The 22,483-nt window shown below is 62.0% G+C and carries 25 protein-coding genes and 1 pseudogene; 12 read left to right on the top strand and 14 right to left on the bottom strand.

The window, feature by feature from the left end:
* Nucleotides 1-34 precede the first annotated feature (34 nt).
* The 9 genes from fliJ to fliR all read left to right on the top strand — a co-directional run bounded on the left by fliJ (nucleotide 35) and on the right by fliR (nucleotide 6,549).
* Nucleotides 35-484 carry a flagellar export protein FliJ gene (fliJ, locus tag ASG35_RS10750; protein WP_056356397.1) on the top strand — a complete coding sequence of 150 codons (450 nt, stop codon included), beginning with the start codon at nucleotides 35-37 and terminating at the stop codon, nucleotides 482-484.
* Nucleotides 485-529: 45 nt separating this feature from the next.
* Entirely contained in the window at nucleotides 530-1,975 is a 1,446-nt protein-coding gene (locus ASG35_RS10755; RefSeq protein ID WP_056356400.1) for a flagellar hook-length control protein FliK, read from the top strand.
* Between the two features lie 225 nt (nucleotides 1,976-2,200).
* Nucleotides 2,201-2,692 (top strand): flagellar basal body-associated protein FliL, encoded by a 492-nt coding sequence (gene fliL, locus ASG35_RS10760; RefSeq protein WP_056356402.1) that lies wholly within the window; start codon nucleotides 2,201-2,203, stop codon nucleotides 2,690-2,692.
* 47 nt (nucleotides 2,693-2,739) lie between these two features.
* Entirely contained in the window at nucleotides 2,740-3,738 is a 999-nt protein-coding gene (fliM, locus tag ASG35_RS10765) for a flagellar motor switch protein FliM (protein WP_056356403.1), read from the top strand.
* A complete protein-coding gene (gene fliN / locus ASG35_RS10770; protein ID WP_056356405.1) occupies nucleotides 3,731-4,168 on the top strand; it encodes a flagellar motor switch protein FliN in 438 nt (145 codons plus the stop codon). Before fliM ends, fliN begins: the two co-directional genes overlap by 8 nt.
* Complete coding sequence (gene fliO / locus ASG35_RS10775; protein WP_056356407.1) at nucleotides 4,165-4,683, top strand: flagellar biosynthetic protein FliO; 519 nt, start codon at nucleotides 4,165-4,167, stop codon at nucleotides 4,681-4,683. Before fliN ends, fliO begins: the two co-directional genes overlap by 4 nt.
* Complete coding sequence (fliP, locus tag ASG35_RS10780; RefSeq protein WP_056356409.1) at nucleotides 4,683-5,453, top strand: flagellar type III secretion system pore protein FliP; 771 nt, start codon at nucleotides 4,683-4,685, stop codon at nucleotides 5,451-5,453. Before fliO ends, fliP begins: the two co-directional genes overlap by 1 nt.
* 26 nt (nucleotides 5,454-5,479) lie before the next feature.
* Nucleotides 5,480-5,749: a flagellar biosynthesis protein FliQ gene (fliQ, locus tag ASG35_RS10785; protein WP_056356411.1), complete on the top strand. Its 270-nt coding sequence runs from the start codon at nucleotides 5,480-5,482 to the stop codon at nucleotides 5,747-5,749.
* Between the two features lie 8 nt (nucleotides 5,750-5,757).
* On the top strand, nucleotides 5,758-6,549 hold the full coding sequence (gene fliR, locus ASG35_RS10790) for a flagellar biosynthetic protein FliR (RefSeq protein ID WP_056356414.1): 792 nt from the start codon (nucleotides 5,758-5,760) through the stop codon (nucleotides 6,547-6,549).
* Nucleotides 6,550-6,756: 207 nt separating this feature from the next.
* Here fliR and flgL read toward each other — a convergent pair whose 3' ends face one another.
* The 12 genes from flgL to flgB all read right to left on the bottom strand — a co-directional run bounded on the left by flgL (nucleotide 6,757) and on the right by flgB (nucleotide 19,016).
* Complete coding sequence (gene flgL, locus ASG35_RS10795) at nucleotides 6,757-8,010, bottom strand: flagellar hook-associated protein FlgL (protein WP_056356416.1); 1,254 nt, start codon at nucleotides 8,008-8,010, stop codon at nucleotides 6,757-6,759.
* A 10-nt stretch (nucleotides 8,011-8,020) separates the two neighbouring features.
* A complete protein-coding gene (gene flgK / locus ASG35_RS10800) occupies nucleotides 8,021-9,970 on the bottom strand; it encodes a flagellar hook-associated protein FlgK (RefSeq protein ID WP_056356418.1) in 1,950 nt (649 codons plus the stop codon).
* Between the two features lie 342 nt (nucleotides 9,971-10,312).
* Nucleotides 10,313-11,068 carry a flagellar brake protein gene (locus tag ASG35_RS10805; RefSeq protein WP_056356420.1) on the bottom strand — a complete coding sequence of 252 codons (756 nt, stop codon included), beginning with the start codon at nucleotides 11,066-11,068 and terminating at the stop codon, nucleotides 10,313-10,315.
* 407 nt (nucleotides 11,069-11,475) lie between these two features.
* Nucleotides 11,476-12,495, bottom strand: a complete 1,020-nt coding sequence (gene flgJ / locus ASG35_RS10810) for a flagellar assembly peptidoglycan hydrolase FlgJ (RefSeq protein ID WP_082508317.1) — start codon at nucleotides 12,493-12,495, stop codon at nucleotides 11,476-11,478.
* Nucleotides 12,496-12,507: 12 nt separating this feature from the next.
* The gene (locus ASG35_RS10815) at nucleotides 12,508-13,632 is read right to left on the bottom strand and encodes a flagellar basal body P-ring protein FlgI (protein WP_056356423.1); all 1,125 of its coding nucleotides are present in this window, start codon (nucleotides 13,630-13,632) and stop codon (nucleotides 12,508-12,510) included.
* Nucleotides 13,633-13,634: 2 nt separating this feature from the next.
* Nucleotides 13,635-14,333 carry a flagellar basal body L-ring protein FlgH gene (locus tag ASG35_RS10820; RefSeq protein WP_056356450.1) on the bottom strand — a complete coding sequence of 233 codons (699 nt, stop codon included), beginning with the start codon at nucleotides 14,331-14,333 and terminating at the stop codon, nucleotides 13,635-13,637.
* Between the two features lie 58 nt (nucleotides 14,334-14,391).
* Complete coding sequence (gene flgG / locus ASG35_RS10825) at nucleotides 14,392-15,180, bottom strand: flagellar basal-body rod protein FlgG (RefSeq protein WP_056356425.1); 789 nt, start codon at nucleotides 15,178-15,180, stop codon at nucleotides 14,392-14,394.
* Nucleotides 15,181-15,270: 90 nt separating this feature from the next.
* Nucleotides 15,271-16,026 (bottom strand): flagellar basal-body rod protein FlgF, encoded by a 756-nt coding sequence (gene flgF, locus ASG35_RS10830; RefSeq protein WP_056356427.1) that lies wholly within the window; start codon nucleotides 16,024-16,026, stop codon nucleotides 15,271-15,273.
* A gap of 47 nt (nucleotides 16,027-16,073) precedes the next feature.
* On the bottom strand, nucleotides 16,074-17,303 hold the full coding sequence (flgE, locus tag ASG35_RS10835) for a flagellar hook protein FlgE (protein ID WP_056356429.1): 1,230 nt from the start codon (nucleotides 17,301-17,303) through the stop codon (nucleotides 16,074-16,076).
* Between the two features lie 24 nt (nucleotides 17,304-17,327).
* Complete coding sequence (locus ASG35_RS10840) at nucleotides 17,328-18,053, bottom strand: flagellar hook assembly protein FlgD (protein WP_056356431.1); 726 nt, start codon at nucleotides 18,051-18,053, stop codon at nucleotides 17,328-17,330.
* Between the two features lie 10 nt (nucleotides 18,054-18,063).
* Nucleotides 18,064-18,489 (bottom strand): flagellar basal body rod protein FlgC, encoded by a 426-nt coding sequence (gene flgC, locus ASG35_RS10845; RefSeq protein WP_056356433.1) that lies wholly within the window; start codon nucleotides 18,487-18,489, stop codon nucleotides 18,064-18,066.
* Nucleotides 18,490-18,521: 32 nt separating this feature from the next.
* Nucleotides 18,522-19,016, bottom strand: coding sequence for a flagellar basal body rod protein FlgB (gene flgB / locus ASG35_RS10850; protein WP_056356435.1), 495 nt, complete (start codon nucleotides 19,014-19,016; stop codon nucleotides 18,522-18,524).
* A 223-nt stretch (nucleotides 19,017-19,239) separates the two neighbouring features.
* Here flgB and flgA point away from each other — a divergent pair, with 223 nt between their 5' ends.
* The 3 genes from flgA (at nucleotide 19,240) to ASG35_RS10865 (ending at nucleotide 21,807) form a co-directional block, all read left to right on the top strand.
* Nucleotides 19,240-20,742 (top strand): flagellar basal body P-ring formation chaperone FlgA, encoded by a 1,503-nt coding sequence (flgA, locus tag ASG35_RS10855; RefSeq protein WP_056356437.1) that lies wholly within the window; start codon nucleotides 19,240-19,242, stop codon nucleotides 20,740-20,742.
* A gap of 189 nt (nucleotides 20,743-20,931) precedes the next feature.
* The gene (gene flgM / locus ASG35_RS10860; protein WP_056356439.1) at nucleotides 20,932-21,264 is read left to right on the top strand and encodes a flagellar biosynthesis anti-sigma factor FlgM; all 333 of its coding nucleotides are present in this window, start codon (nucleotides 20,932-20,934) and stop codon (nucleotides 21,262-21,264) included.
* Between the two features lie 99 nt (nucleotides 21,265-21,363).
* Nucleotides 21,364-21,807, top strand: a complete 444-nt coding sequence (locus tag ASG35_RS10865) for a flagella synthesis protein FlgN (RefSeq protein ID WP_056356441.1) — start codon at nucleotides 21,364-21,366, stop codon at nucleotides 21,805-21,807.
* 14 nt (nucleotides 21,808-21,821) lie between these two features.
* Here the strand turns inward: ASG35_RS10865 and ASG35_RS32510 are convergent.
* Nucleotides 21,822-22,102 (bottom strand): annotated as a pseudogene (locus ASG35_RS32510) (BrnA antitoxin family protein).
* A gap of 59 nt (nucleotides 22,103-22,161) precedes the next feature.
* On the bottom strand, nucleotides 22,162-22,483 hold a 322-nt coding region (locus tag ASG35_RS31760), incomplete at its 5' end, for a T6SS immunity protein Tli4 family protein (RefSeq protein WP_162244397.1).

Here is a 22,483-nt window from a genome sequence, read left to right on the forward strand (position 1 = left end):
CAACACGATAAAGATAATCAGGAATTAGACCTCCATGTCCAAGCATCTGCCGATCAATACCCTGATCAACCTCGCAGAAGAAGAACTCGAAGCCGCGACCAAAAAGCTCGGCAAGCTGCAGCAGGAACGCAACGAAGTGGAGACGCAGTTGAATTCGCTCGTGACGTATCGCGATGAATATCACGCGCGCTTCACGGCATCGGCGCAAGAAGGTACGACCGCGCAGACCTTGCGCAACTTCCAGGCATTCGTGGATACGCTCGATTCCGCCATCAACCAGCAACGCAACTTGCTCATGGCCGCGACCGCACGGCTCGAGGCAGCGAAGCCGGAATGGCAGCAGAAAAAGCAGAAGCTGGGTTCGTATCAGGTTCTGGCCGCACGCGCGGACGCCGTGCAGGCCAAACAGGACGCGCGGATCGAACAGCGTGATTCGGATGAGCACTCGGCCAAGATCCTGCGGATGCGGGCCGAACGGGCTTAAAGGTTTATCGCGGTTTTATCTCGCACAAGATACAAGAGGTCACTCATGTCGTCAGTAAATTCCGCCAGCGCGCTGCTGGGTTTATCGAGCGTATCGTCTGTTTCACGTAGCGCAGCGGCCGCGTCCGCTCGCGATGAAGCGGCGGCATCGTTTGGATCCACGCTGCACAACATTACTGCCAAGGCCAATGAGCGCGAAGCGGCTCAGGCTAAAGTGCAGGAACGCGCTCAAGCCGATAAAGCCGCCGCGAAGGCCGCAGCAGCACGTGGCAGCGTTCACGACGCGTCGAAAGCCGATGCCACGGATTCAACTGATCAAGATAAATCGGTGAGCGACGCAGATCAAGGCGCGGCGGCGGATCAGACGGCTTCATCGGCAGCTGACAAGCCTGCTTCGGCGGATAAAACTGCCAGCGCCACCAAAGCTGCGCCCGGCACGCCCGAGGCTATTGCAGCCGCTGCCGCAGAAAAAGCCGCGATTTTGAAAGCGCGCGCCGCCAACGGCGCGGCCAGGACGCCGGCGGATCTGGATGACGCGGCGGCATCGGCGACTGCGGACGCGACATCGACCGATAGCACCGACGCAAGCAACACGCCCACGCCCGCCAAAGCCGCCGATGCAAAGGCCGCGGCCGACGCGCTGCAGGCGTCGCTGACGGCGGCGGCGAATGTGCAAACGCCGGCCACGCCGCTCAATGCAGCCGCCGCCGCGATGAGCGCAGCGCACGCCGGCAACATGAACAACGGCACGCCGACAGGCACGACGACGGGCACGAAAGCCGGCCGCGACGCGCCGCTCGGCGTCACCGCCGATGGCAAAACGCAGGGTAACGCGGCGCTGACGCAACCCGGCGGCGCGGCCGCCACGCAGCAAGCCGATGCAGCCGCGCTCGCCGCGCTCACCCAGCCCGCCGACGGCAGCGCCGCATACAAGGCAAGCGCCGCAAACGCCGACGCCACCGCGAACGCGAGCGTGCAACAGGCGGCATCGGCGGCGACGGGCGGCGCGACCTTGCAAGGTGCTGCGACCGCAGCCGATAGCGCGGCGATTGCGCCGCACGTTGGATCGAGTGGTTGGGACGATGCGTTCAGCCAGAAGGTCGTGTTTTTATCGAATGCGCATCAGCAGAGCGCCGAGTTGACGTTGAACCCGAAGGATCTCGGGCCGCTGCAAGTGGTGCTGCAGGTCGCGGGGAATCACGCGCATGCGCTGTTTGTGTCGGACCATGCGCAGGTTCGCGCGGCCGTTGAAGCTGCGTTGCCGACGCTGCGTGAAGCGATGCAGGCGAATGGCATTGGTTTGGGCAGCACGAGCGTCAGCGATGGCTTCGCCGGGAAGCAGGCGAGTTCGGGGCAGCAGGATGGTGGCGGAAGGTCGTCGTCGTGGGGCGGTTCGGGTCAGGGCGGCGGGATCGGTGCAGTGGGCGATACCGCGAGCACCGTCAGCATGCCGCTGCGCCGTCAGGTTGGTTTGGTGGATACGTTCGCTTAAGCCGCTTCACACGCCACGAACAAACCACGAACACGCCACGGAACAAGCCGCGCGAGCCTCACCGCCGCGCGGCTTTTTCACGTCCGCCGGTCTGCGGGCATCGCAAACGTGAAACCCTCCTCTTTGCGCAAACTCCCGAGTTAGCCCTAATAACCCCTTCTGTTCGACCCATCGCGCACGCCCACTTTCGCCAACAATTCAGGCTACAGAAAGAGGCTCGCAAACATGGCAACCACAGCAACAGCACAGCAACCCGTCGCGCCGGCTAAAACCGGCAAGCTCAAACGCATCCTCGTGATCGCGGTGGGCGCAATCGTCCTGCTCGGCGCAGGCGGCGCAGGCGCGTACTTCTGGCTGCATAAAACCGCATCGCACGAACCGGCGAAACCCGCGCCCGCGTTGCCGCCCGTGTTCTATCCGCTCGATTCCATGACCGTCAACCTGCAATCCGACGACGGCATGCATTACCTGCGCATCGGCCTCACGCTGAAGCTACCGAACGAAAAGGCGCAAGCCGCGCTCGTCGAACGCATGCCGGAAGTGCGCAGCCACATCCTGATGCTGCTCTCCGCGAAACATCCGGAGGACCTGGCGGGTATCGATGGAAAACGCACGCTTGCCAAAGAACTGCTGACCACGGTCAATACGTATGGCGGCTCGCCGGAAGAACCGGCGCATGTGCAGGAAGTGCTGTTCACGGAAATCGTGGTCCAGTAACGCCCTTACGCCGTCACGCGCTTAGACCCGCACACCGAGGAACACTCATGGGCCACGAAGAGTTCATGTCGCAGGAGGAGGTCGATGCCCTGCTCAAGGGCGTCACCGGGGAAGTCGACACCATTGCCGACGAAACACGCTATCAAGGCGTCCGCCCCTACAACCTCGCGACGCAGGAACGTATCGTCCGGGGCCGGATGCCGGGCCTGGAAATCATCAACGACCGCTTCGCGCGTCTCTTGCGCGTGGGCATCTTCAACTTCATGCGGCGTTCGGCGGAAATTTCGGTTGGTCCGGTGAAGGTGCAGAAGTACAGCGAATTCACCCGCAACCTGCCGATCCCGACGAACCTGAACCTCGTCCACGTGAAGCCCTTGCGCGGCACGTCGCTGTTCGTGTTCGATCCGAACCTGGTGTTTTTCGTCGTCGATAACCTTTTCGGCGGCGACGGCCGGTTCCATACCCGCGTGGAAGGACGTGAGTTCACGCAGACCGAGCACCGGATCATCAGCAAGCTGCTCAACCTCGTGTTCGAGCAGTACGCGGCGTCGTGGAAAAGCGTGCGCTCGCTCAACTTCGAATTCGTGCGCTCGGAAATGCACACGCAATTCGCAAACGTCGCCACGCCGAACGAGATTGTGATCGTGACGCAGTTTTCCATCGAGTTCGGATCGACGGGCGGCACGCTCCACATCTGCATGCCGTATTCGATGATCGAACCAATCCGCGACGTGCTGTCATCGCCCATACAAGGCGAAGCGCTCGAAGTCGACCGGCGCTGGATTCGCGTTTTATCGCAGCAAGTCCAGTCCGCCGAGGTGGAACTCACGGTCGATCTCGCGCAAGTGGGCACGACGTTCGAACAGATTCTCAACATGCGCGCCGGCGACGTCCTGCCGCTCAACGTACCCGAACATGTCACGGCAAAAGTGGATGGCGTGCCGGTGATGGAATGCGGCTACGGCGTTTTCAATGGTCAATACGCGTTGCGGGTCCAGAAGATGATCAGCGCAACCGACACGATGAAGGAAGGTGGATATGAGTGATGTAACCGAACCAGGCACGCTGCCGTCCGACCCGCTGAAAAGCGCGGATTTCGGCATGGACGACTGGGCGAGCGCCCTGGCAGAACAGAACGGCAATGAGACGCCGGCGGCGGCTTCGTCGGCGGGCGTGTTCCAGCCTTTGTCGAAAGTCGCGGCGCCGGCAACGCGCAACGACATCGACATGATTCTCGATATCCCCGTGCAGATGACGGTGGAACTCGGGCGCACGAAGATCGCGATCCGCAACTTGCTGCAACTGGCGCAAGGGTCGGTGGTGGAACTCGACGGCCTCGCCGGCGAACCGATGGACGTGCTCGTCAACGGCTGCCTCATCGCGCAGGGCGAAGTGGTGGTCGTGAACGACAAGTTCGGTATCCGCCTGACCGACATCATCACGCCGTCGGAACGCATCAGGAAGTTGAATCGATGAAACGTATTGCCGTTGCCTTCCCGGCGCTTGTCTCAGCATTTTCAGCGCACGCCGCCGATATGAACGCCGTGAATCACGCCGCGCAGATTGCGTCGGGCGTGGGCGCGGGAACGGCGGTGCCGTCGCTCGGTTTCGGCGCCGTGCTGCAGACGCTGCTCGGACTGGCGATCGTCATTGCGTTCGTGTTCGGTTGCGCGTGGCTTGCACGCAAGTTCGGCGTGGCGGGAACGAAGCGCACGGGGCTGGTGAAGGTGATCGGCGGTGCGTCGCTTGGGAACAAGGAACGGGTATCGGTGGTGGAAATCGGCGATACATGGCTCGTGCTCGGCGCCGCGCCCGGCAACGTGCGATTGCTGCACACCATGCCGGCGGGATCGGCGGAACTCGACGGCGTGGACGCGGGAACAGCGCCTGAGTCGAGCGGACTGCAAGGCAATTTCGGTCAGCGTTTTCGCGATGCCCTCGCCGGTGAAGCGACCAGACGTCTGCAAAAATTCGCGGGCGGGAGCAAGTAATGCAGGTTCGGTTTTCAGCAACACGATGCGCGAAGCTGGCGCTGCCAGTTCTCATGGCCGCTCTTCCCTACGCGGCCTTTGCACAAAGCACGGCGGGTTTGCCGGCCTTCAACACCAGCCCGGGTCCGAACGGCGGCACGACGTATTCGCTCAGCGTCCAGACGATGCTGCTGCTCACCATGCTGTCGTTCCTGCCGGCAATGGTGCTGATGATGACGAGCTTCACGCGCATCATCATTGTGTTGTCGCTGTTGCGTCAGGCGCTCGGCACGACCAGCACGCCGCCCAATCAGGTATTGGTCGGGCTGGCGCTGTTTTTATCGTTGTTCGTGATGTCGCCGGTGCTCGACCGCGCTTATAACGACGCGTACAAGCCCTTCTCCGACGGCACGATCACGATGGACCAGGCGGTCACGCGCGGCGTCACGCCGTTCAAGCAGTTCATGATCCGCCAGACGCGCGAAGCGGATCTCGCGCTCTTCGCCAAGATCTCCAAGGCCCCGCCGATGAACGGCCCGGAAGACGTACCGCTTTCGCTGCTGGTGCCATCGTTTGTGACGAGCGAACTGAAAACCGGCTTCCAGATCGGCTTCACCATTTTCATTCCGTTTCTGATCATCGACATGGTCGTGGCGAGCGTGCTGATGTCCATGGGGATGATGATGGTGTCGCCGACGACCATTTCGCTGCCGTTCAAGCTGATGCTGTTCGTGCTCGTCGACGGCTGGCAATTGCTGATTGGTTCGCTCGCGCAGAGCTTCGTTTCGTAAGCCTTCAAAGCACAGAGATACACACGATGACCCCCGAATCCGTCATGTCGATCGCGCATCAGGCCATGTACGTGGCGCTGTTGCTCGCGGCTCCGCTGTTGCTCGTCGCGCTGGTCGTAGGCCTTGTGGTGAGCCTCTTCCAGGCCGCCACGCAGATCAACGAAAGCACGCTCTCGTTCATTCCGAAGCTGCTCGCGGTCGCCGTCACGCTCGTGATTGCCGGCCCGTGGATGATGGAAACGCTGCTCGACTACATGCGCCACGTGTTCACCATCACGCCCGCAATCACGGGCTGACGCAACCGATGTTTTCGGTCACGTATGCGCAGCTCAATGTCTGGCTGACATCGTTTCTCTGGCCGTTCACGCGGATTCTTGCGCTGATCGCGACCGCGCCGTTATTGAGCCACATGGCGATTCCGGTGCGCGTCAAGGTCGGGCTCGCGGCGTTCATCTCGCTGATCGTGGCGCCGACGATCGGCGCAGTCCCCCAGGTCACCGTTTTTTCCGCCGATGGCGTGCTCATCCTCATCAACCAGTTCATGGTCGGCGCGGCGCTCGGTGTGACCATGCAGATTGCATTTGCGACTATCGATGCCGCCGGTGAGTTTATCGGCCAGCAGATGGGCCTGGGTTTCGCGATGCTCTACGACCCGCGTCAGGGCGGCAATTCGGTGGTGATATCGCGGTATCTGAATACCATCGCGTTCCTCGCTTTTCTCGTTTTCGATGGTCATCTGCAAATGATCAGCGCACTCGTGCAGACGTTTGAAAGCGTGCCTGTGAGCGCGAACGTGCTCGGCGCGGTGACGCATGCGCGCGGCTGGCAGACCGTTGCGAGCTACGGCATGAGCGTGTTCTCGACGGGATTGTTGTTGTCGCTGCCGGTGGTGGCCGCGTTGTTGATTGCGAGCCTGGCGCTCGGGATCCTGAATCGCGCGGCGCCGCAGATCGGGATTTTTCAGGTGGGTTTCCCCGTCACGATGCTCGTGGGACTTTTGCTCATACAGCTGATGATCCCCAACCTGATTCCGTTCTTTCAACGCATATTCGAGAACGGCATCGGCCAGATGGGACGGGTGGCGGCTGCGCTTTAGTCGCCTGGGAACCCGGACGCGCCTTTCGCAAAAGGACGTATTTGCCGCAGATTGTGCGGTGAATAACTCGCCTAATCTCCGCACAATATGCGGCGAATAACCCTTCCATTCCCCGCATCACGCCAAACAAATAAAAAGGGCCGCCTCGAAAGGCGGCCCGAAACACTTCCAACTACCCCCATCATTCCCCGTAATCCCTGCCTTGAATCAACTGCTGATGTACTGGAACAGCGACATCTTCTGAATCTGCGCAAACGCCTGCTGCGCGCCTTGAAGCGCATTCTGCGTCAACTCGTATTGGCTGATCGAACTGACCAGATTAATGCTCGTCAGGTCCTGCAATGAACTGGCGGTTTGCGTCGACGTCGTCTGCATCGCCGTCTGCGTTGCGGTGACTTCCTGCTCGCGGCCGCCAACCGATGCCTGCGTCGTCAGCACGTTGTTGTACATGTTGTTGACCTTCGTGCCGCCCGTGGTCAGCGCGTTCTGCAACGTCGCCTGCGCGGTCGGATTGCCCGAGGTCGGCTGCTTCAGCGCGCTGATCAGCGAATCCAGCGTCGAGAAGATGTCGGTATCGGAGGCATTGCCGGTGTTGGCCGGCGCGACCGTGAACTTGTCGCCGTCGGCCGGCGCACCGTCGATCGCCACTTTCTCTCCGCCACCCAGCGCAATGTCCTGCTTTGCCACATACGGCGTCGCGGGCGTGACCACGGCGCCGCTCTGGTCCGTGACCGTGTAAGTCGTGGTGGCCGTGGCGCCGGTGCCGGTGGTCGCGAACGCGATCGTGTAAGTCGATGCATTGCCCGCGTCGCCCCGGTTGCTGACGTTGACCGGGCCTATCGTGCCAGTACCCGTGTTGGCCGCCGCCGACGATGAAACCGGCACGCTTTCATTCGGCGACACACTTTGGAAAACGGTCGCGCCGTTGTCGGCTACGTTGATGGAACGGCCATCGGAAATTTGCACCTGGCGCTGGCCGTTGTCGCCGGCGTAGGTCGCGCCCGTGCCCGATGCATTGTCCGTGAACGGCTGCGTGGTGCCCTTGAAGCCCGAAAAGATGTAGTTGCCGTTGGCGTCGGTGGAATTGCTGAGCGTCATCAGGTTGTCGCGATAACCCTGCAACTGGGTCGCGATGGACGCACGGTCGGTATCGTTGAGCGCGCCGCTGCCCGAACGGTTCACGAGCGTCTGAATGCTCTGCACCACGTTGCCAATGCTCGTCAGCGTTGCGTCTTCCTGCTGCAACGAGGTCAGTGCAGCCGTCTGGTTGGTGCTGTACTGAGAAAGCGTGGCGGACTGGCTGCTCAGCTGCACGGCTTGCGCGGCGCCGAGGGGATCGTCGGACGCGCTCTGGATTCTCTTGCCCGACGAAATCTGCGCGTACTGCGCGGCGAGCGACGCTTGCTGGTCGCTCATCGTCGCGACGTTCATCGTGAAGTACTGCGAGCTGGAAATACGCATCGTGAAAACCTCAGTTGAAGATGCCGAGCAGTGTCTGGAACAGCGACGAAGCCGTCTGGATAACCTTGCTGTTGGCCTGATAAAGCTGCTGGTACTGGATCAGGTTGGCGGCTTCCTCGTTCAGGTTCACGCCCGATACCGCCTGTTGCGCCGACGTCGCCTGGTTAAGCACCGCGGTCGCCGACGTGCTCGACGCCTTCAGCGCGTTCGTCTGGTTGCCGATCTGGTTGACGAAGTTCGCGTATGAGCTCGTCAAGGTGTCGGTGCCGCCGTTCATCGACTTCGCGGTGCCGAGGTTCGCCATGGCGAGCGCGTTGCTGCCGTCGCTCGTGCCGCCTTTGTTCACGGCGATGGTGAAGCTGTCGCCCGTCGAAGGCGTGCCGTTGACGGTCGCGCTCACGCCCGTGCCGTTGGAGACGGTGAGGCCCTTCGTAGGGTCGTACGGGAACGCGGTGCCGGCCGGGACCACGGTGCTGTCCGGCAACGTGATCGCCACGTTCGACGTCATGGTGCCGCTGGTCGAGTTGTAGGTCAGCTTGATGTCGGTCGGCATCGTGTATCCCGCCGTGACCGTCGCCGCCGAGATCTTGCCCGTGCCCGTGTTACCCGTTCCCGCCGAAGCCACAGCCGGCGAAGCCGCGGCAATCGCCGACGCATTCGAGTTGCTGAGGGAAAAGTTATCGAGGGAACCGCGCGTTGGCAGGATGGTGAACGAATCGCCTTTTGTCATCGATCCGCTTGCAATCGATATGTTCATGCCCGCAATCGTGCCGCTCGTCGCGGGGCTTGCAAACTGGCCGACGACCGCGCCCGAAGAACGGTCGGTGAGCGTGTAGTTCGAGCCGTCGAAGCCGAGCGAATAATCGCCGGTCGGCGGCTGCGTGCCGTCGGCAATGGAAACGTTCAGCGCCGCGGTGCCGGCGTTGCGCGAGTTGGCGTAGACGGTCGGGCTGCCGGTCGAGAACAACGCACCGCCGGGGTTGCCATTCAGGTCGACGCCGAGTTCGTTCTGGTTGTTCAGTTGCGTGGCGAAGCTGGTCGCGATGGCACCGAGCTTGGCCTGCGCCGGATCGAGCGACTGGCTGCGAAAATCGAGCAAGCCGCCGATAGTGCCGCCGCCGCTGAACATGGAGTCCGGCAAGTATTGGGTTTGTTTGGCGGTTTGCGTGGAACCGTCGGCCGAGGCGTACGCAATCGACAATTCGCTCGGATCCGATGGCGAAGGCGCCGTCGTCAACTGGTACGAACTGCTGCCGGCAACCAACGGCTGGCCGTTGCCAAACGATACGTTGTAGCCGCTGTTGTTCGTGTTGACCTGGACGCTCACGAGCTGGCTCAAATTCGATACCGCGAGATCGCGCTGGTCGAGCAACTGGTTCGGCGGCTGGCCGGCCGAACTCGCCGTGGCAATCTGCACGTTGAGATCGGCGATCTGCTTGGCGTAGGTGTTCACCTGCGACACCGCGCTTTGCAGCGACTGGTTCACGCCATCGCGCAACTGGTTGTACGTCGTGGCGGCGGCGTTCATCTGGTCGGAGAGCGATTGCGCGCTGCTCATCAGCGTTTGCCGCGTGGCCGTGGTTCCGGGGCTGTTCGCGACCGACTGCAAGCCCGTGAAATAGCTCGTGATTCCCGCGCCGATACCCGTGGTCGGATCGCCAACGAGGTTGTTCAGCTGCGACAGCATCGAGTAATACGTGTTCAGCGAACTGCTGTTCGACTGGCTGCTGTTCAGCTGTTTGGTCAGGAAATCGCTATAGGAACGCGTGACGGTTGCTGTCGTCACGCCTTGTCCGGCAAATCCCGATGCCGTGTATTGCCCGGACGATTCCTGATACACGGGGCGCTCGAGCGTATAGCCCGGCGTCGCCGCGTTGCTGATGTTCTGGCCGGTCGTCGTCAGTCCCCACTGGGCTGCATTGAGACCGCTCACGCCAATATCGAATAGGTTGCTGGACATGCAAGGAATCCTGGTAAAGGCATGAGCCCCGGCTCGCCACGTGGCGACACTGATGTTTATCGGCCGATATGGATAAAAGTTGAGGTACAAGCGGCTTTTTATCGCCGACGTCCCACGCCGCAAGCGCACTGCGCCTTGTCCGGATTATTCATCGGCGCGACCGGATGCAATCCGTGAAGCAGCGGGGCAATTGGGGGCTAATTCAGCGGATGGAGCCAGATAAACCCGCGACGTTACGGGAACGACGTAACGCGATGAAGCGACGCAACAGGAACAAACCCCGCGCCGATAAAAAAGCCCGCGGCATGACCACGGGCTCGTATGCAAACTCAGCGCGCAGATTCAACGCGCGAGCGAACGCCGTTTCATCTCGAGCTGCGTGATCAAGCGCTGCAAAGTGTTTTCCGCCGATCCCGGCAGGCTCATGAACTTGAAGCCCAGCGTATAACGCCGGTCGCCTTTCGCGTTGATGATTTGCCGGTTCGACATGAGTTGCACGTCGAGCACGACCTTGCCCGGGTTGCTGAAATGCAGTTCCACGTCTTTCAGGATCACGCCGACTTCCAGCGCGGCCACGCGTTCGTCCATGGTCCGCAGCGCCACGCCGCCCAGCGACAGATCGTTGACTTCAAACCGGAAACGCTCGCCGCTTGGCAACGTGCCACTGCAGATATACGGATCGAGCACCGGCGCTTCCACGCGAAAATACTCGCGCCGCTGCATGTAGAACAGCACCGGAGGAAAGTCCGCTTCGAACGCCGGATTGCCTTCGAAAACGATTTCACGCGGCGTGCCGGTCGCGAACTCCACGCGCACGCCATCCGGGCTCGCGCTGAACATCAGGTTTTCGGTCGCGAGAACAGCCGTGTTCTCTTCGGCAACCGCGCCCCAGTCGAACACGAACGTTTGCGCGGCAGGATTCACGTCGAGCAGGCGCGTCACGATCTGCCCGCCGCCATGTTCGACCGTCAGGAAATCGCCTCGATTGACGAGGTTGCGTAGTGATACACCGATTTCCAGCGGATTCCGCCTGCCAAAATCGGGATGGTCGGACTCGTCGTCAGCGATGTCGGAACCGTTCGACTCGTTCATGTTCATGGGCTTGCCGTGTTCGTTTGCTCGTGCCGCCCCGGCTATCAAGTCCGGTGGCGTCCAACCGGACCATTAGATCCGGCACTTCGGTGTTCCATTTAGCGGCAACAGGGATGGATTATTTAGGGCTGACTGCAAAAATTTCCCAAAAACCCGTCTTTACCCCTGATTAACCCCTATTTCGCAACCGAAAACGTCAAAATCGCACGAAAAGAAACAAACTCGATCTCAGCCCCATTTCTATGCGGCTCGGCCGGCAGTCCGTCCCGCGCAACACATTTTGCGGGAACGGGACGCCGGCCGGCTTAGTCTTCTATTGCGACATTGGCCCCGTCGCTTCTGACACATTACTCGTATTACCAATGTTCCACCGGGAAAATTGCAGCAAAACGCGCGCCAGTGTGCACGCTTCGTCACGCAATGTGCTTCATGATGGAAATCAGCTTCTTCGCGTATTGCGGGTCGGTCGCGTATCCGGCCTTCTGCATGCCGTGCGCGAAACCGGCGGCATCGCGCGATGCTTCGACTACCGGCGCGTATCGCGGATTGCTCTTGAGCACGCTGGCGTAATCGGTGAGCGCGGATTCGTACGAGTCATACGCGCGGAACTTCTCCACCACTTTTTGTGGTTTGCCGTTCACGTATTCGGTCGTCACGGCGTTGGTGGTCTTGCCTGTCCAGTCGCTCGTTGCCTTGATGCCGAACACGTTGTGGCTCGTGCTGCCATCGGCATTCTTGATTTCGCGCTTGCCCCAGCCGGACTCCAGCGCCGCTTGTCCGATGATGAACCGCGCCGGAATTCCCGTCGCCGCGCTGGCCGCCTGCGCGGGCGCTGCAAGCCGGTCCACGAAGCCCGCCACCTTGTCCGATCCCACGCCGCGTGCCGGCGGTTCCAGCGCGCTGTTGGCGCTGTAGCCCTTGCCCTGCAACGCGTCCTTCGATGTCCCCGATGCCGCCGCGTTCGCGTAGGCCTTCGCCATGGCGTTCATCGCGGCAATGTTGCCGGCGTTCGCGCTGCTGTCGGAACCGCCGCTGGCGCCAGTCGGGTCGAGGCTCGAAGCCGATCCGGCGCCCGCGTTGCGCATCAGTTGCTTGAGCATCATGTCGGCCACGCCGATGCCCTTCGAGCCCATGTTTTGCGCCATCTGCTGGTCGAGCATGGACGTGAAGGTGGCGGTGTCGTGGGAATCGAAAGGGCTGTCGGACGGCGTCGCTTCACGCATGCTTTTGAGCATCATCTGCGTGAAAACCGTGTCGAACTGCTTGGCCGCCGCCTTCAAACCCGCCTGCGGCGAGGCGTTGGCCTGGGCGCGCATGGCGTCGAAACCTTGCACGTCGAGCGCGAACCGGTTCGATAAAGAATTCAGGCCGCCGCTCGTATCCGAGCCACTCAGTGAAGCCAGCGTGCTGTTTGCCGTCCCGTTCGCGTTCATGTGCGATTGTCCTTATATGATTTCCAGGTCGGCGCGCAAGGCGCCTGCTGCTTTCATCGACTGGAGGATCGAGATAAGATCCGCCGGCGTTGCGCCGAGCGCGTTGAGCGCCTTCACCACTTCGGCGAGCGTGGCGCTTGCCGCGACCGTCTTGAGCGCGCCCGAGTCCTGCTTCAACTGAATATTCGATTGCCGCGCGGCGACCGTCTGGCCGTTCGAAAACGCGCCCGGCTGGCTCACGGCGGTTTGCGTGTTGATCACGACCGACAGATTGCCGTGCGCGACCGCGCAGTTCTGCAACGTCACCATCTGGTTCATCACGATAGAACCCGTGCGCGCGTTCAGGATCACCTTGGCGGCGGCTTGCGACGGACGGACATCGATATTCTCGAGCTGCGCCATGAACGACACCTGGCTCGTCGGGTCGGTCGGAGCGTGCAGCTGGATCGTGCGGCCGTCGAGTGCGACTGCCGTGCCCATGCCGAACTGGTTGTTCACCGCCGCCACGATCTTCTGCGCGTTATCGAAGTCCATGTCGCGCAGTTCCATCTGCATGGTGCCGCCGGGTTGCGTGAAGTTGCTCGGCACCGCGCGTTCAACGAGCGCGCCGCCCGAAATCCGGCCCGCGCCCAGCGAGTTGACCTGGACCTTGCTGCCGTTCGCGCTCGCGCCCGCGCCGCCGATCACCACGTTGCCCTGCGCCATGGCATAAACCTGGCCGTCAGCGCCTTTGAGCGGCGCCATCAGCAGCGTGCCGCCGCGCAAGCTCTTGGCATTTCCCAGCGATGAAACCGTGACATCGATTGCTTCGCCCGGCCGCGCGAACGGCGGCAGAACCGCGGTGACCATCACGGCTGCGACGTTCTTCAGCTGCATGTTCTGCGTGGTCGCCGGGTTCAGCGTGATGCCGAGATTGCCCAGCATGTTGGTCAAGCTTTGCGTGGTGAACGGCGTTTGCGATGTCTGGTCGCCGGTTCCATCGAGGCCGACAACGAGGCCGTAGCCGATCAGCTGATTGTCACGCACGCCCTGAAAGGAGACGAGGTCCTTCAGGCGTTCGGCTTGCGCCGCTTGCGGCAGCACGGCGGCCAAAGCCAGGGCGAGCGCGCCAAAACAAAAACGGAGAGCGAATTTCATGATCAGAAGGGCGCCACGTTGAGGAAGAATCGCTGCAGCCAGCCCATGTTTTGCGATTCATCGATATAACCCTTCGCCGAATACTCGATCTTCGCGTCGGCGACTTGCGTCGAAAAGACGGTGTTGGCGCCGGAGATGGTCGTGGGATTGACCACGCCGGAGAAGCGCACGAATTCGTTGCCCTGGTTGATGAGCATCTGCTTTTCGCCGCTCACGACCAGGTTGCCGTTCGGCAGCACGCCGGTGACGGTCACGGTGAGCGTGCCGTTGAACGTGTTGGCCGCGCTCGCGCCGCCCGACCCGTTGAACTTCTGCGAACCGCTGGCCGAAAGGTTGGTGTTGTTGAAAAGGCCGCCGAAGATGCCTGGTGTTGTCGGCACGGCAAACGCCGCAGCGCTGCCGCGCGCTGCATTCGCCGCCGATGATTTCGTCGCGTTGACGTTTTCCGCGATCACGATCGTCACGATGTCGCCCGTGTTGCGCGGCCGCTGGTCTTCGAACAGCGGCCGTCCAGCGTAGCCGGCGTTGTAGATCGCGCCCGGCGACTGCGTGTTCACGGGCGGCAAGGGCGGCCGAGCGGTCATCGGCTGCTGCGTGATCGGTTCTTTCGGCACGAGCCCGCACGCGCCGAGCGTGGCGGCGAAAACGCCCGCCAGCACGACGGTTGCAAAGCGGCGAAACGAGAAAGAAATGGGCGACATCTTCGTGATCCTTCGGAAATACGTATCAGGCATCGAGCCGTGAGGCTGCTCGATCCCGTTAAACCTGCATCTGGCTGAGCGTTTGCAGCATCTGGTCCGACGTGGTCACGGCCTTGCTGTTGATTTCGTAGGCGCGCTGCGTCTGGATCATGTTCACGAGTTCCTGCACCACGTTCACATTCGATGCTTCCACGTAGCCCTGTTGCAACGTGCCGCTGCCGTTCAATCCCGGCGTGGTGACGTTCGGCACGCCTGAACCGTTGGTTTCGGAGAGCAGGTTTTCGCCTTTTGCATCGAGACCGGCGGGGTTTGCAAAGGTCGCGATCTGCAATTGCCCGACCGTGGTGTTAGCCGAACTGCCTTGTTGCGTGACCGTGACCGTGCCGTCCGAGCCGATGGTTAGACTCGTGTAGTTCGTCGGCAACGTGATGGCCGGCGAGACCGGATATCCGCTCGATGTCACCAGTTGGCCGGTCGGGCTCGCCTGGAACGAACCGTCGCGCGTGTAGGCCGTGGTTCCGTCGGGCATGGTCACCTGGAAGAAGCCGTTGCCGTTGATGGCTACGTCCTTCGAGTTGCCGGTCTGCGACAGCGCGCCCTGCGTGTAGAGACGTTCCGTTGCGACCTGTTGCACGCCCGTACCCAACTGGCTACCCGAGGCGAGTTCCGTGGTTTGCGTGGAATTCGCGCCCGGCTGGCGGACGGTCTGATACAGCAAGTCTTCGAACACCGCGCGCGAACCCTTGAAGCCGTTCGTGCTGACGTTGGCGAGGTTGTTCGAGATCACGTCCATCTGCGATTGCTGCGCGTTCATGCCGGTTGCAGCGATGTAAAGAGAGCGGTTCATGTTTTTCTGGCCTTAGGCTTGAGCGAGATAAGCGAAATAAATCAGCGAAATAAGTAAGCGAGATAAATCAGCGAAACAAGCGGCGGCGGATCAGCTGAAATCGAGCAGCTTGTTGGCTGACTGGTCCATCTGGTTCGCGGAATCGAGCATCTTGGTTTGCATCTGGAACTGGCGCGCGTTGGTGATCATGTCCACCATCGCGGAAACCGCATTCACGTTGCTGCCTTCAAGCGATGCCGGCGCGACCGTCACAGCCGGATCGGCGTCGGCGGGATTGCCGTCGGCGGTGTGAAACAGACCGTCGTCGCCGCGCGAGATCGTCGCCGGATCGGGATTCACGAGCTTCAGCTGATCAACCGCGGCGATTGCCGTCGCCCGGTCGCCCGGACCAATCGCGCTCACCGTGCCGTCCTTGCCGATGGTGATTTCCGCGCCCGGCGGCACCGAGATCGGGCCGCCGGTGCCGATCACCGGCAGGTTGTTCGCCGTCACGATCTGCCCGTTCGCGTCCACATGCAGGTTGCCGGCGCGCGTGTAGGCTTCCGTGCCGTCGGCGGCCTGGACCGAAAGCCAGCCCGGCCCCTGAATGGCGACATCGAGCGGATTGCCGGTCTGCTGGACCGGACCCGGCGTGTAGTCGGCTGTCGGTGTCGATGCCAGCACGAAGGTGCGCGAACTCGGATCGCCGTTCGCATTGCCTTCGAAGCTCATCGGCACCTGACGGAACGCGGAGAGCTGCGCCTTGAAGCCCGTCGTCGACGCGTTGGCGAGGTTATTCGCCACCGTGCTCTGCTGTTCGAGCGACTGGGCGGCGCCGGTCATCGCGGTATAAATCAGACGGTCCATGCTGGCTCTCTCTCGCTTATGTGTCGCTAATGGTGCTTAAGCCGTGCTTACAGGTTGATCAGCGTCTGATCGACCGTCTGCTGCGTCTTGATGGTCTGCGCGTTCGCCTGATAGTTGCGCTGCGCCGTGATCAGGTTCACGAGTTCGCTGGTCAGGTCCACGTTCGAGTTCTCCACCGCGCCGCCTTGCAGCGTGCCGTGATTCGTCGCGCCCGGCACCGAGATCTGCGCCGCGCCCGACGCGCCAGTCTGCGCGTACACGTTGCCGCCGAGATCCTGCAAGCCGTTCTGGTTGGCGAAGTTGGCTAGCGCGATCTGGCCGAGCGCCTGCGTATTGCCGTTCGAGTAGTTGCCGGTGAGCGTGCCGTCCGTGCCGACCGAGAAACCCGTCAGGCTCGCCGATGCCGCACCGTCCTGCGAGCTGCTCTGGACGCCGCTCGTGGCGCCGAACTGCGTCGTGCCGGTGAAGTCCATCGTCAAGGCTTGCGTGCCGCCCGAAACCGCGCCGTCGGGGATCGTGAGATTGAACTTGCTCGTGCCGGTCATGTTGCCGGATGCATCGAAACTGACTGTGCCGAGCTTGCCGTCGGCATTCGGTCCAACAGGCGCCGGCGGCGTGCCGGTCGTGCCGTATGCGGTCCACGAACCGGTCGAGTTCTTCACGAAATACACCGCGACCTGATGCGTGCCGCCGAGCGAGTCGTTGACGTTGATGGAGCTGGTCGCGCTGTAGGTGGTCGAATCCGTGGCGCTGAACGCCGTCGTGCTCGGGATGTCCGCGGATTGCGAATTCAGGTTGAAGCCGAACTTCACGTTCTTGGTCGCGACCGGCGGAAGATTGGCCGTCGATACCGTCAGCGGCACCGTCGCCGCGCTGTTCACAATGCCCGACTTGTTGGCGGCATAACCCATCAGCAGAAGGCCCGCCGAGTTGCCGATCGTGCCGTCGGCGTTCAGGTGGAACACGCCGTTACGCGAATACACCGACGAACCGTTGTCCGACATCTGGAAAAAGCCGTTGCCGTTGATGGCGACATCGAGCGCCTGGTTGGTCGACGTGATCGTGCCCTGGCCGAATTGCTGCTGAACTTCAGCCAGCTTCGTACCGATACCCACCTGGTTGTTGACCGCGGTCGCGACCGAATTCGCGTACATATCGGCGAATTGCGCCTGGCTTTGCTTGAAGCCGACCGTGTTCGCGTTGGCGATGTTGTTGCCGATCACATCCAGGTCGCTCGACGCGCCCGACAATCCCGATAAACCTTGTTGGTAACCCATGACGGTCTCCGCTTTTGAATTTGATTAGAGAATCGAGGCGACGCTGGTCAGGCCGACCGTCGTGCCGTTCGCGAGCCGGAGTCCGGCGGTTCCATCGGCTTGCTGCACCACGCTTTGAACCTGCGATGCCGACAGCACCGTGGCCGTCGCAGCCTTGCCGCTGATCGTGCCGGCTGCCGAGATGGTGTACGTGCCGTCGGGCAGCGTTGCGCCGTTCTTGTCGACCGGCGTCCAGCCCGAGAGCGGCACCACGCCCGCCGGCTGCGCGCCGAGGTCGAGCGTGTTGACGATCTGGCCGGCCGAGTTCTTGACGTTGATGGTGAGGTCGTCGAGCGCGTTCGCCGTCTGCACGCCGAAGCTGGTCGACTTGCCGGAGGCCACCGTCACGCTGCTTCCCGGCGCCAGTACGGTCGAGCCGATCAGCAACGCGGCTTGTGTCGACTGCCCGGCGGACAACTGACCCGCGAGCGACGTCAGCGACGTATTCAACTGGCCGATACCCGACACCGTGCTGATCTGCGCGAGTTGCGAGGTCATCTGCGAGCTGTCGGTCGGGTTCGTCGGATCCTGGTTCTTCAACTGGGTAACGAGCAGCGTCAGAAACGTGTTCTGCAAGTCGGACGCGGACTGGCCGCCCGTCGCGCTGGAAGCCGAACTCGACGACGACGCGCTCGACGTGCCGTTCATGGTGTCCAGCAGCGTTTGGGATACGGTCGTCCCGTTGTTGCCGATCGTGGTGTTGGTTGTCACGGGGTTGTCCTCAGGTTCCGATCGTCAGGGTTTTAAGCATCAGCTGCTTGGCGGTATTGAGCGTCTCGACGTTCGCCTGGTACGAACGCGACGCGGAAATCATGTTGACCATTTCCTGCACCGGATCGACGTTCGGCATGGTCACGTAGCCGTCCGGGTTCGCTGCGGGATTGGTCGGGTCGTAGCTGGTTTTCATGGGCGTCGGGTCGTCGATCACGCCCGTCACCTGCACGCCGCCCACTTGCTGGCCGGACGCCGTGCGCGCGCCGCCGAGCGGATCGACGGCGAACACGACTTGCTTCGCCTTGTACGGCTGGCCGTCGGGACCGGTCGTGCTGTCCGCGTTCGCCAGGTTCGACGCCGTGACGTTCAGGCGCTGCGCCTGAGCCGACATTGCCGATCCGGCCACGTTGAAAATGTTCATTAAAGAAGGCATGGACTGTCCTTTTCGTGTGCTTGATCCGGCGCTTAGTTAGACGTGATCGCCGAAATCATTCCCTTGATCTGGGAAGAAATCACCGTCATTCCGGCTTCGAAGTGCAGGGCGTTATCGGCGAATTGCACGCGCTCCGAATCCATGTCCACCGTGTTTCCATCCAGCGACGGCTGGCTCGGAATCCGGTAGGCGAGCTTGCCGTAGTCGTCGGTGCTGCCACCGCTTGCCGTCAGCTTCGACGCGCCCGCCATGTGTCCCGGCGATGTCACCGCCAACCCCGCACTCGTCGAAACGCTCACGGGCTGCGCCATCTGCAGCGTCGACGTTCCGGATACAGCCGACGTTCCCGACGTATCGCCGGTCTTCTTCAGCGCGCCGGCGAGGGCGCTCGAGAAATCGACGTCGCGCGCCTTGTAGCCGGGGGTATCGGCGTTCGCAATATTCGACGACAGCAGTTCCTGCCGATACGCCCGTACATCGAGCGCCTCGCGGCCAAACGCAAATTCCTTGTCGAGCTTGTCCAGCATCACGGTTCTCCTTCGGCGTTCCGGGTCTTCGGTTCCGGCACTGCGCGGCACGGAAGACTTTTTGGCATGAGACGAATCTTAGGAGCGCGACGCAAGAAGCAATCAGACGAATAACAGGGAAAGGCAGCCTCTATTCGACGGTTGCCTTTCCCCGCCAATATCTAGAATTCATCTCGTAGGTTGTTATCGATGAGATTGATCTGGTTTGCCTGGGAGAACCGAGATGCACAGCTTCGCTGCGCCTGACCGTCAAACGGCCACGCGCCGTCACGAGACGGCTGGCTCGACGAGCATTACCGCGTGGCGGCTGAACGCGTTGTCGTTCGGGTGCGCGCTGGCGTTGGCTTTTGTCGCGATGCCGGCTCTCGCGCAGGAAAATGGCGGCGCCATCATGATCTCGGGCCCGGGCGAGACGAATCCCGCTAATGTCATCGCGATGGCCAAGAACGCCGGGATGAATGTGAACGGCGTGGCGGGCTCGGCTCAATCGCCGGCGAATGTGCAACCGTCTCTTCAACCGACAGGAACGCCCAGTCCGCGCGGTTATGCACGTGCCGTAAGCGGCGCCAACGCCGCGATGCGCGCCGCAGCGCTCGCGCTCGATGCCCGTGCCGACGCCGCCGATGCGTCATCGTCCTCCGCCGATAACAACGGCATGATCGTGATCCCCGGGAATGGCGAAGCCAAACCCGCGCAACCCAAGCTGGCGATGACGCCGAGTCAAAGCCTGAGTCAGAGCCAGAGCACGGCCCAAGGCGCGCCGGCCAGCGGCATGATCGAAATTCCCGGCAACGGCGAACCCTCCGCGCGCGCCGCTATTAGTAATAGTGCAGCTGCAGCGCGGCCGGTTCAGCGCGTGGCTGCATCGGCGAGAGACGTGACGCCGGTTGTGGTCGAAGCGAATGACGCGGTGGTTCCGAGCCGCATCGCCGCGCGCGGTTTTCAGGCCCGGCCGATCGCCGCCGCGCCTGCCATGCCGGTTACGGGCGGGATGATGGCTGTATCGATGCGCCCCGCCGCGCCTATGCCGGCCACGCCTATGCCGGCCGCGCCCATTCGCACCTCGCTCGCCGCTGCCGCCGCGACGCTCCCGAACGGTCAGCCTTCGCAGGACGGCGATTCCATCCGCGCAGCCGCGCTCGCGTTCCTACAGCAGCAAGCCGCCGGATTGCCCGGCAAAGCCGATATCACCGTCACGCCCGTGTTCCCGCGCGGCCTCGCCGCGTGTGCGACGCTCGAACCGTTCATGCCGCCAGGCGCGCGCATCTGGGGCCGCACCACGGTCGGCGTTCGCTGCACGGGCGACCGGCCGTGGACGCTGTATCTGCAGGCGCGCGTCTCGTTGCAAGCCACGTATTACCTCGCGGCCCGCGCCATGGCGCCGGGCGAAGTGCTGACCGCCGCCGATTTGACCGCCCGCGATGGCGACATCACGTCGATGCCACAAGCCATCGTCACCGATCCGTCCCAGGCAGTCGGCGCAACGACGTTATCGCGGATCGTGGCCGGCTTGCCGTTGCGCACCGACATGCTGCGCGGCGCCAGTTCGGTTGTGATCGGATCATCGGTACATGTGGTGACGAGCGGCGCCGGTTTTTCGATATCGGCGGAAGGCAGCGCCATGAACAACGCCACGCCCGGCCAGCAGGTTCGCGTGAAAACGGCCGGGGGCCAGATCATTACGGGCATTGTGAAGGACAGTTCGACGGTCGAAGTCCAGTTGTAAAAGCCGGGCTCGAGCGTCTTATGTGGGCTAACCCTCACTTGTTGCACTTTGTTTCAATTAGCTGGAAGCCTTGATGCGTAAGGCTTTTCAGCCGATGTAACCCGATAGCGGGTGGTTCCGGCAAGGCAAGGGGTTAAGTTTTTACACCGCTTCGCCGATAAAAGGATCACATCGTCAGGGAAGACCATCGTGAAAATCGATTCCAGCAACACCAGCCAGATCGCAGCATTGCAGGACGCTGCGCAACAACGTGCGGCGCAAGCCGATTCGCAAACGTCGGGCGCGACCGCCGGAACATCGGCCACCAGCAGCACCAGTGGCTCGACTTCGACGGTGAGTTTGTCGGCGTTATCGACGGATCTGCGTACGTCGAGCAGCGCCGATATCGACACGGCGAAAGTCGCGGCGATCAAGGCATCGATCGCGGACGGCAGCTACAAGGTCGATTCGGGCAAGATCGCCGACGGCATTCTGGCAAGCGCCAGCGAGTTGTTGAAGACGCAATCCCCGCCGGCCGGCTGAGCACGACGTCGTTTTACAGGCGCCGATGCTGCGCCGGGCGGCTTTTTCAGACCTTGGCACCGCCCTTGAGCGCGGGCCGGAGTTATTAGCGAGTCGCCCATGAAAGACGCTTTGCTTGCCACCGTCATAGAAGAAATCGCCGCTGTCGAGGCGTTTGAATCGCTGCTTGCCTACGAAGAGAAAGCGCTCACGGCTGCTTCGCCGCTGGAGACGCTGCCTTCGATCATCGAACAGAAGGTACTGCTGACCGAGCAGATTGCGGGGCTGGAACGCACGCGCGATGAACAGCTCGGGGCACTTGGCCTGCCTGCGGGTTTCGCGGGTATGGAAAAGGCCGTTACCGGCGATGAAAAGCTCACGCTGCACTGGCAGGATTTGCTGGAAGTGGCTGGGCGCGCCAAGCGCAGCAATAACAATAACGGTGTGCTGATCCGCACGCGCATGGAGTACAACCGGACGGCGCTGGCGGCGCTGACCATCGCGCCGGTGAAGTCGGCGTTTTATGGGCCGGATGGGCGGGTGCCGGGGGTTTTGGGGCTTTAAACAGCAGCCGGAGCTCAAGCCAGCAGGTGCGTCCGCAGCCAGTCGCGCAAAGCGTCATTCATGCGCGTTTGCCAGCCATCGCCGGTCGCTTTGAATGTGTCGACGATGTCGGCGGCGTAAGGAACCGTCAACTGAACCGTAGGCGTCTCGATGCGCGCCCACGCGCGCCCAAACGCTTCATTTTCTTGAAGTCCTCAGCAGGAACCCCATAGGTATCCGGGTCGGCGGCAATGGCGCAGTTGATCGCCACGTCTTCCTCGTTGACCGGCATGATGATCTTAGGCTTGTTCGACATAGCTTTTCACCTCTCGCTTATTCGCCTTTACGCATGCTGATGATGTGCGATCGCCATGCTTAAAAAGCATTCGGACGTGCCCGAAGCGAGCGGGAAACTTTGTCCCAAATTTCAATGGTTTCACCTTCGGTCAGCGATGCGCTCTTTATGTCGTAGCTTTCAATAAGCTCGCTCGGATAGCCGTTCATCATGTCCAACACTAGGTATGGCGTTGCTGGACCGCCCGCATAGTTGGCTTCCAGCGAAAGTAAATTGCCTTGTACAGGGGCAGTCGCGGGAGACCTGCCGGACATCAACGCTTCGTCGGCTTTCAGGCCTCCTTCAAGCGCGATGGTGCCCGATCGGATAAGCCGGCCATTCGTGGCTTTGAACAGCGCTCGC

Origin of the sequence: Burkholderia sp. Leaf177 (assembly GCF_001424345.1) — a bacterium.
GTDB lineage: Bacteria > Pseudomonadota > Gammaproteobacteria > Burkholderiales > Burkholderiaceae > Caballeronia.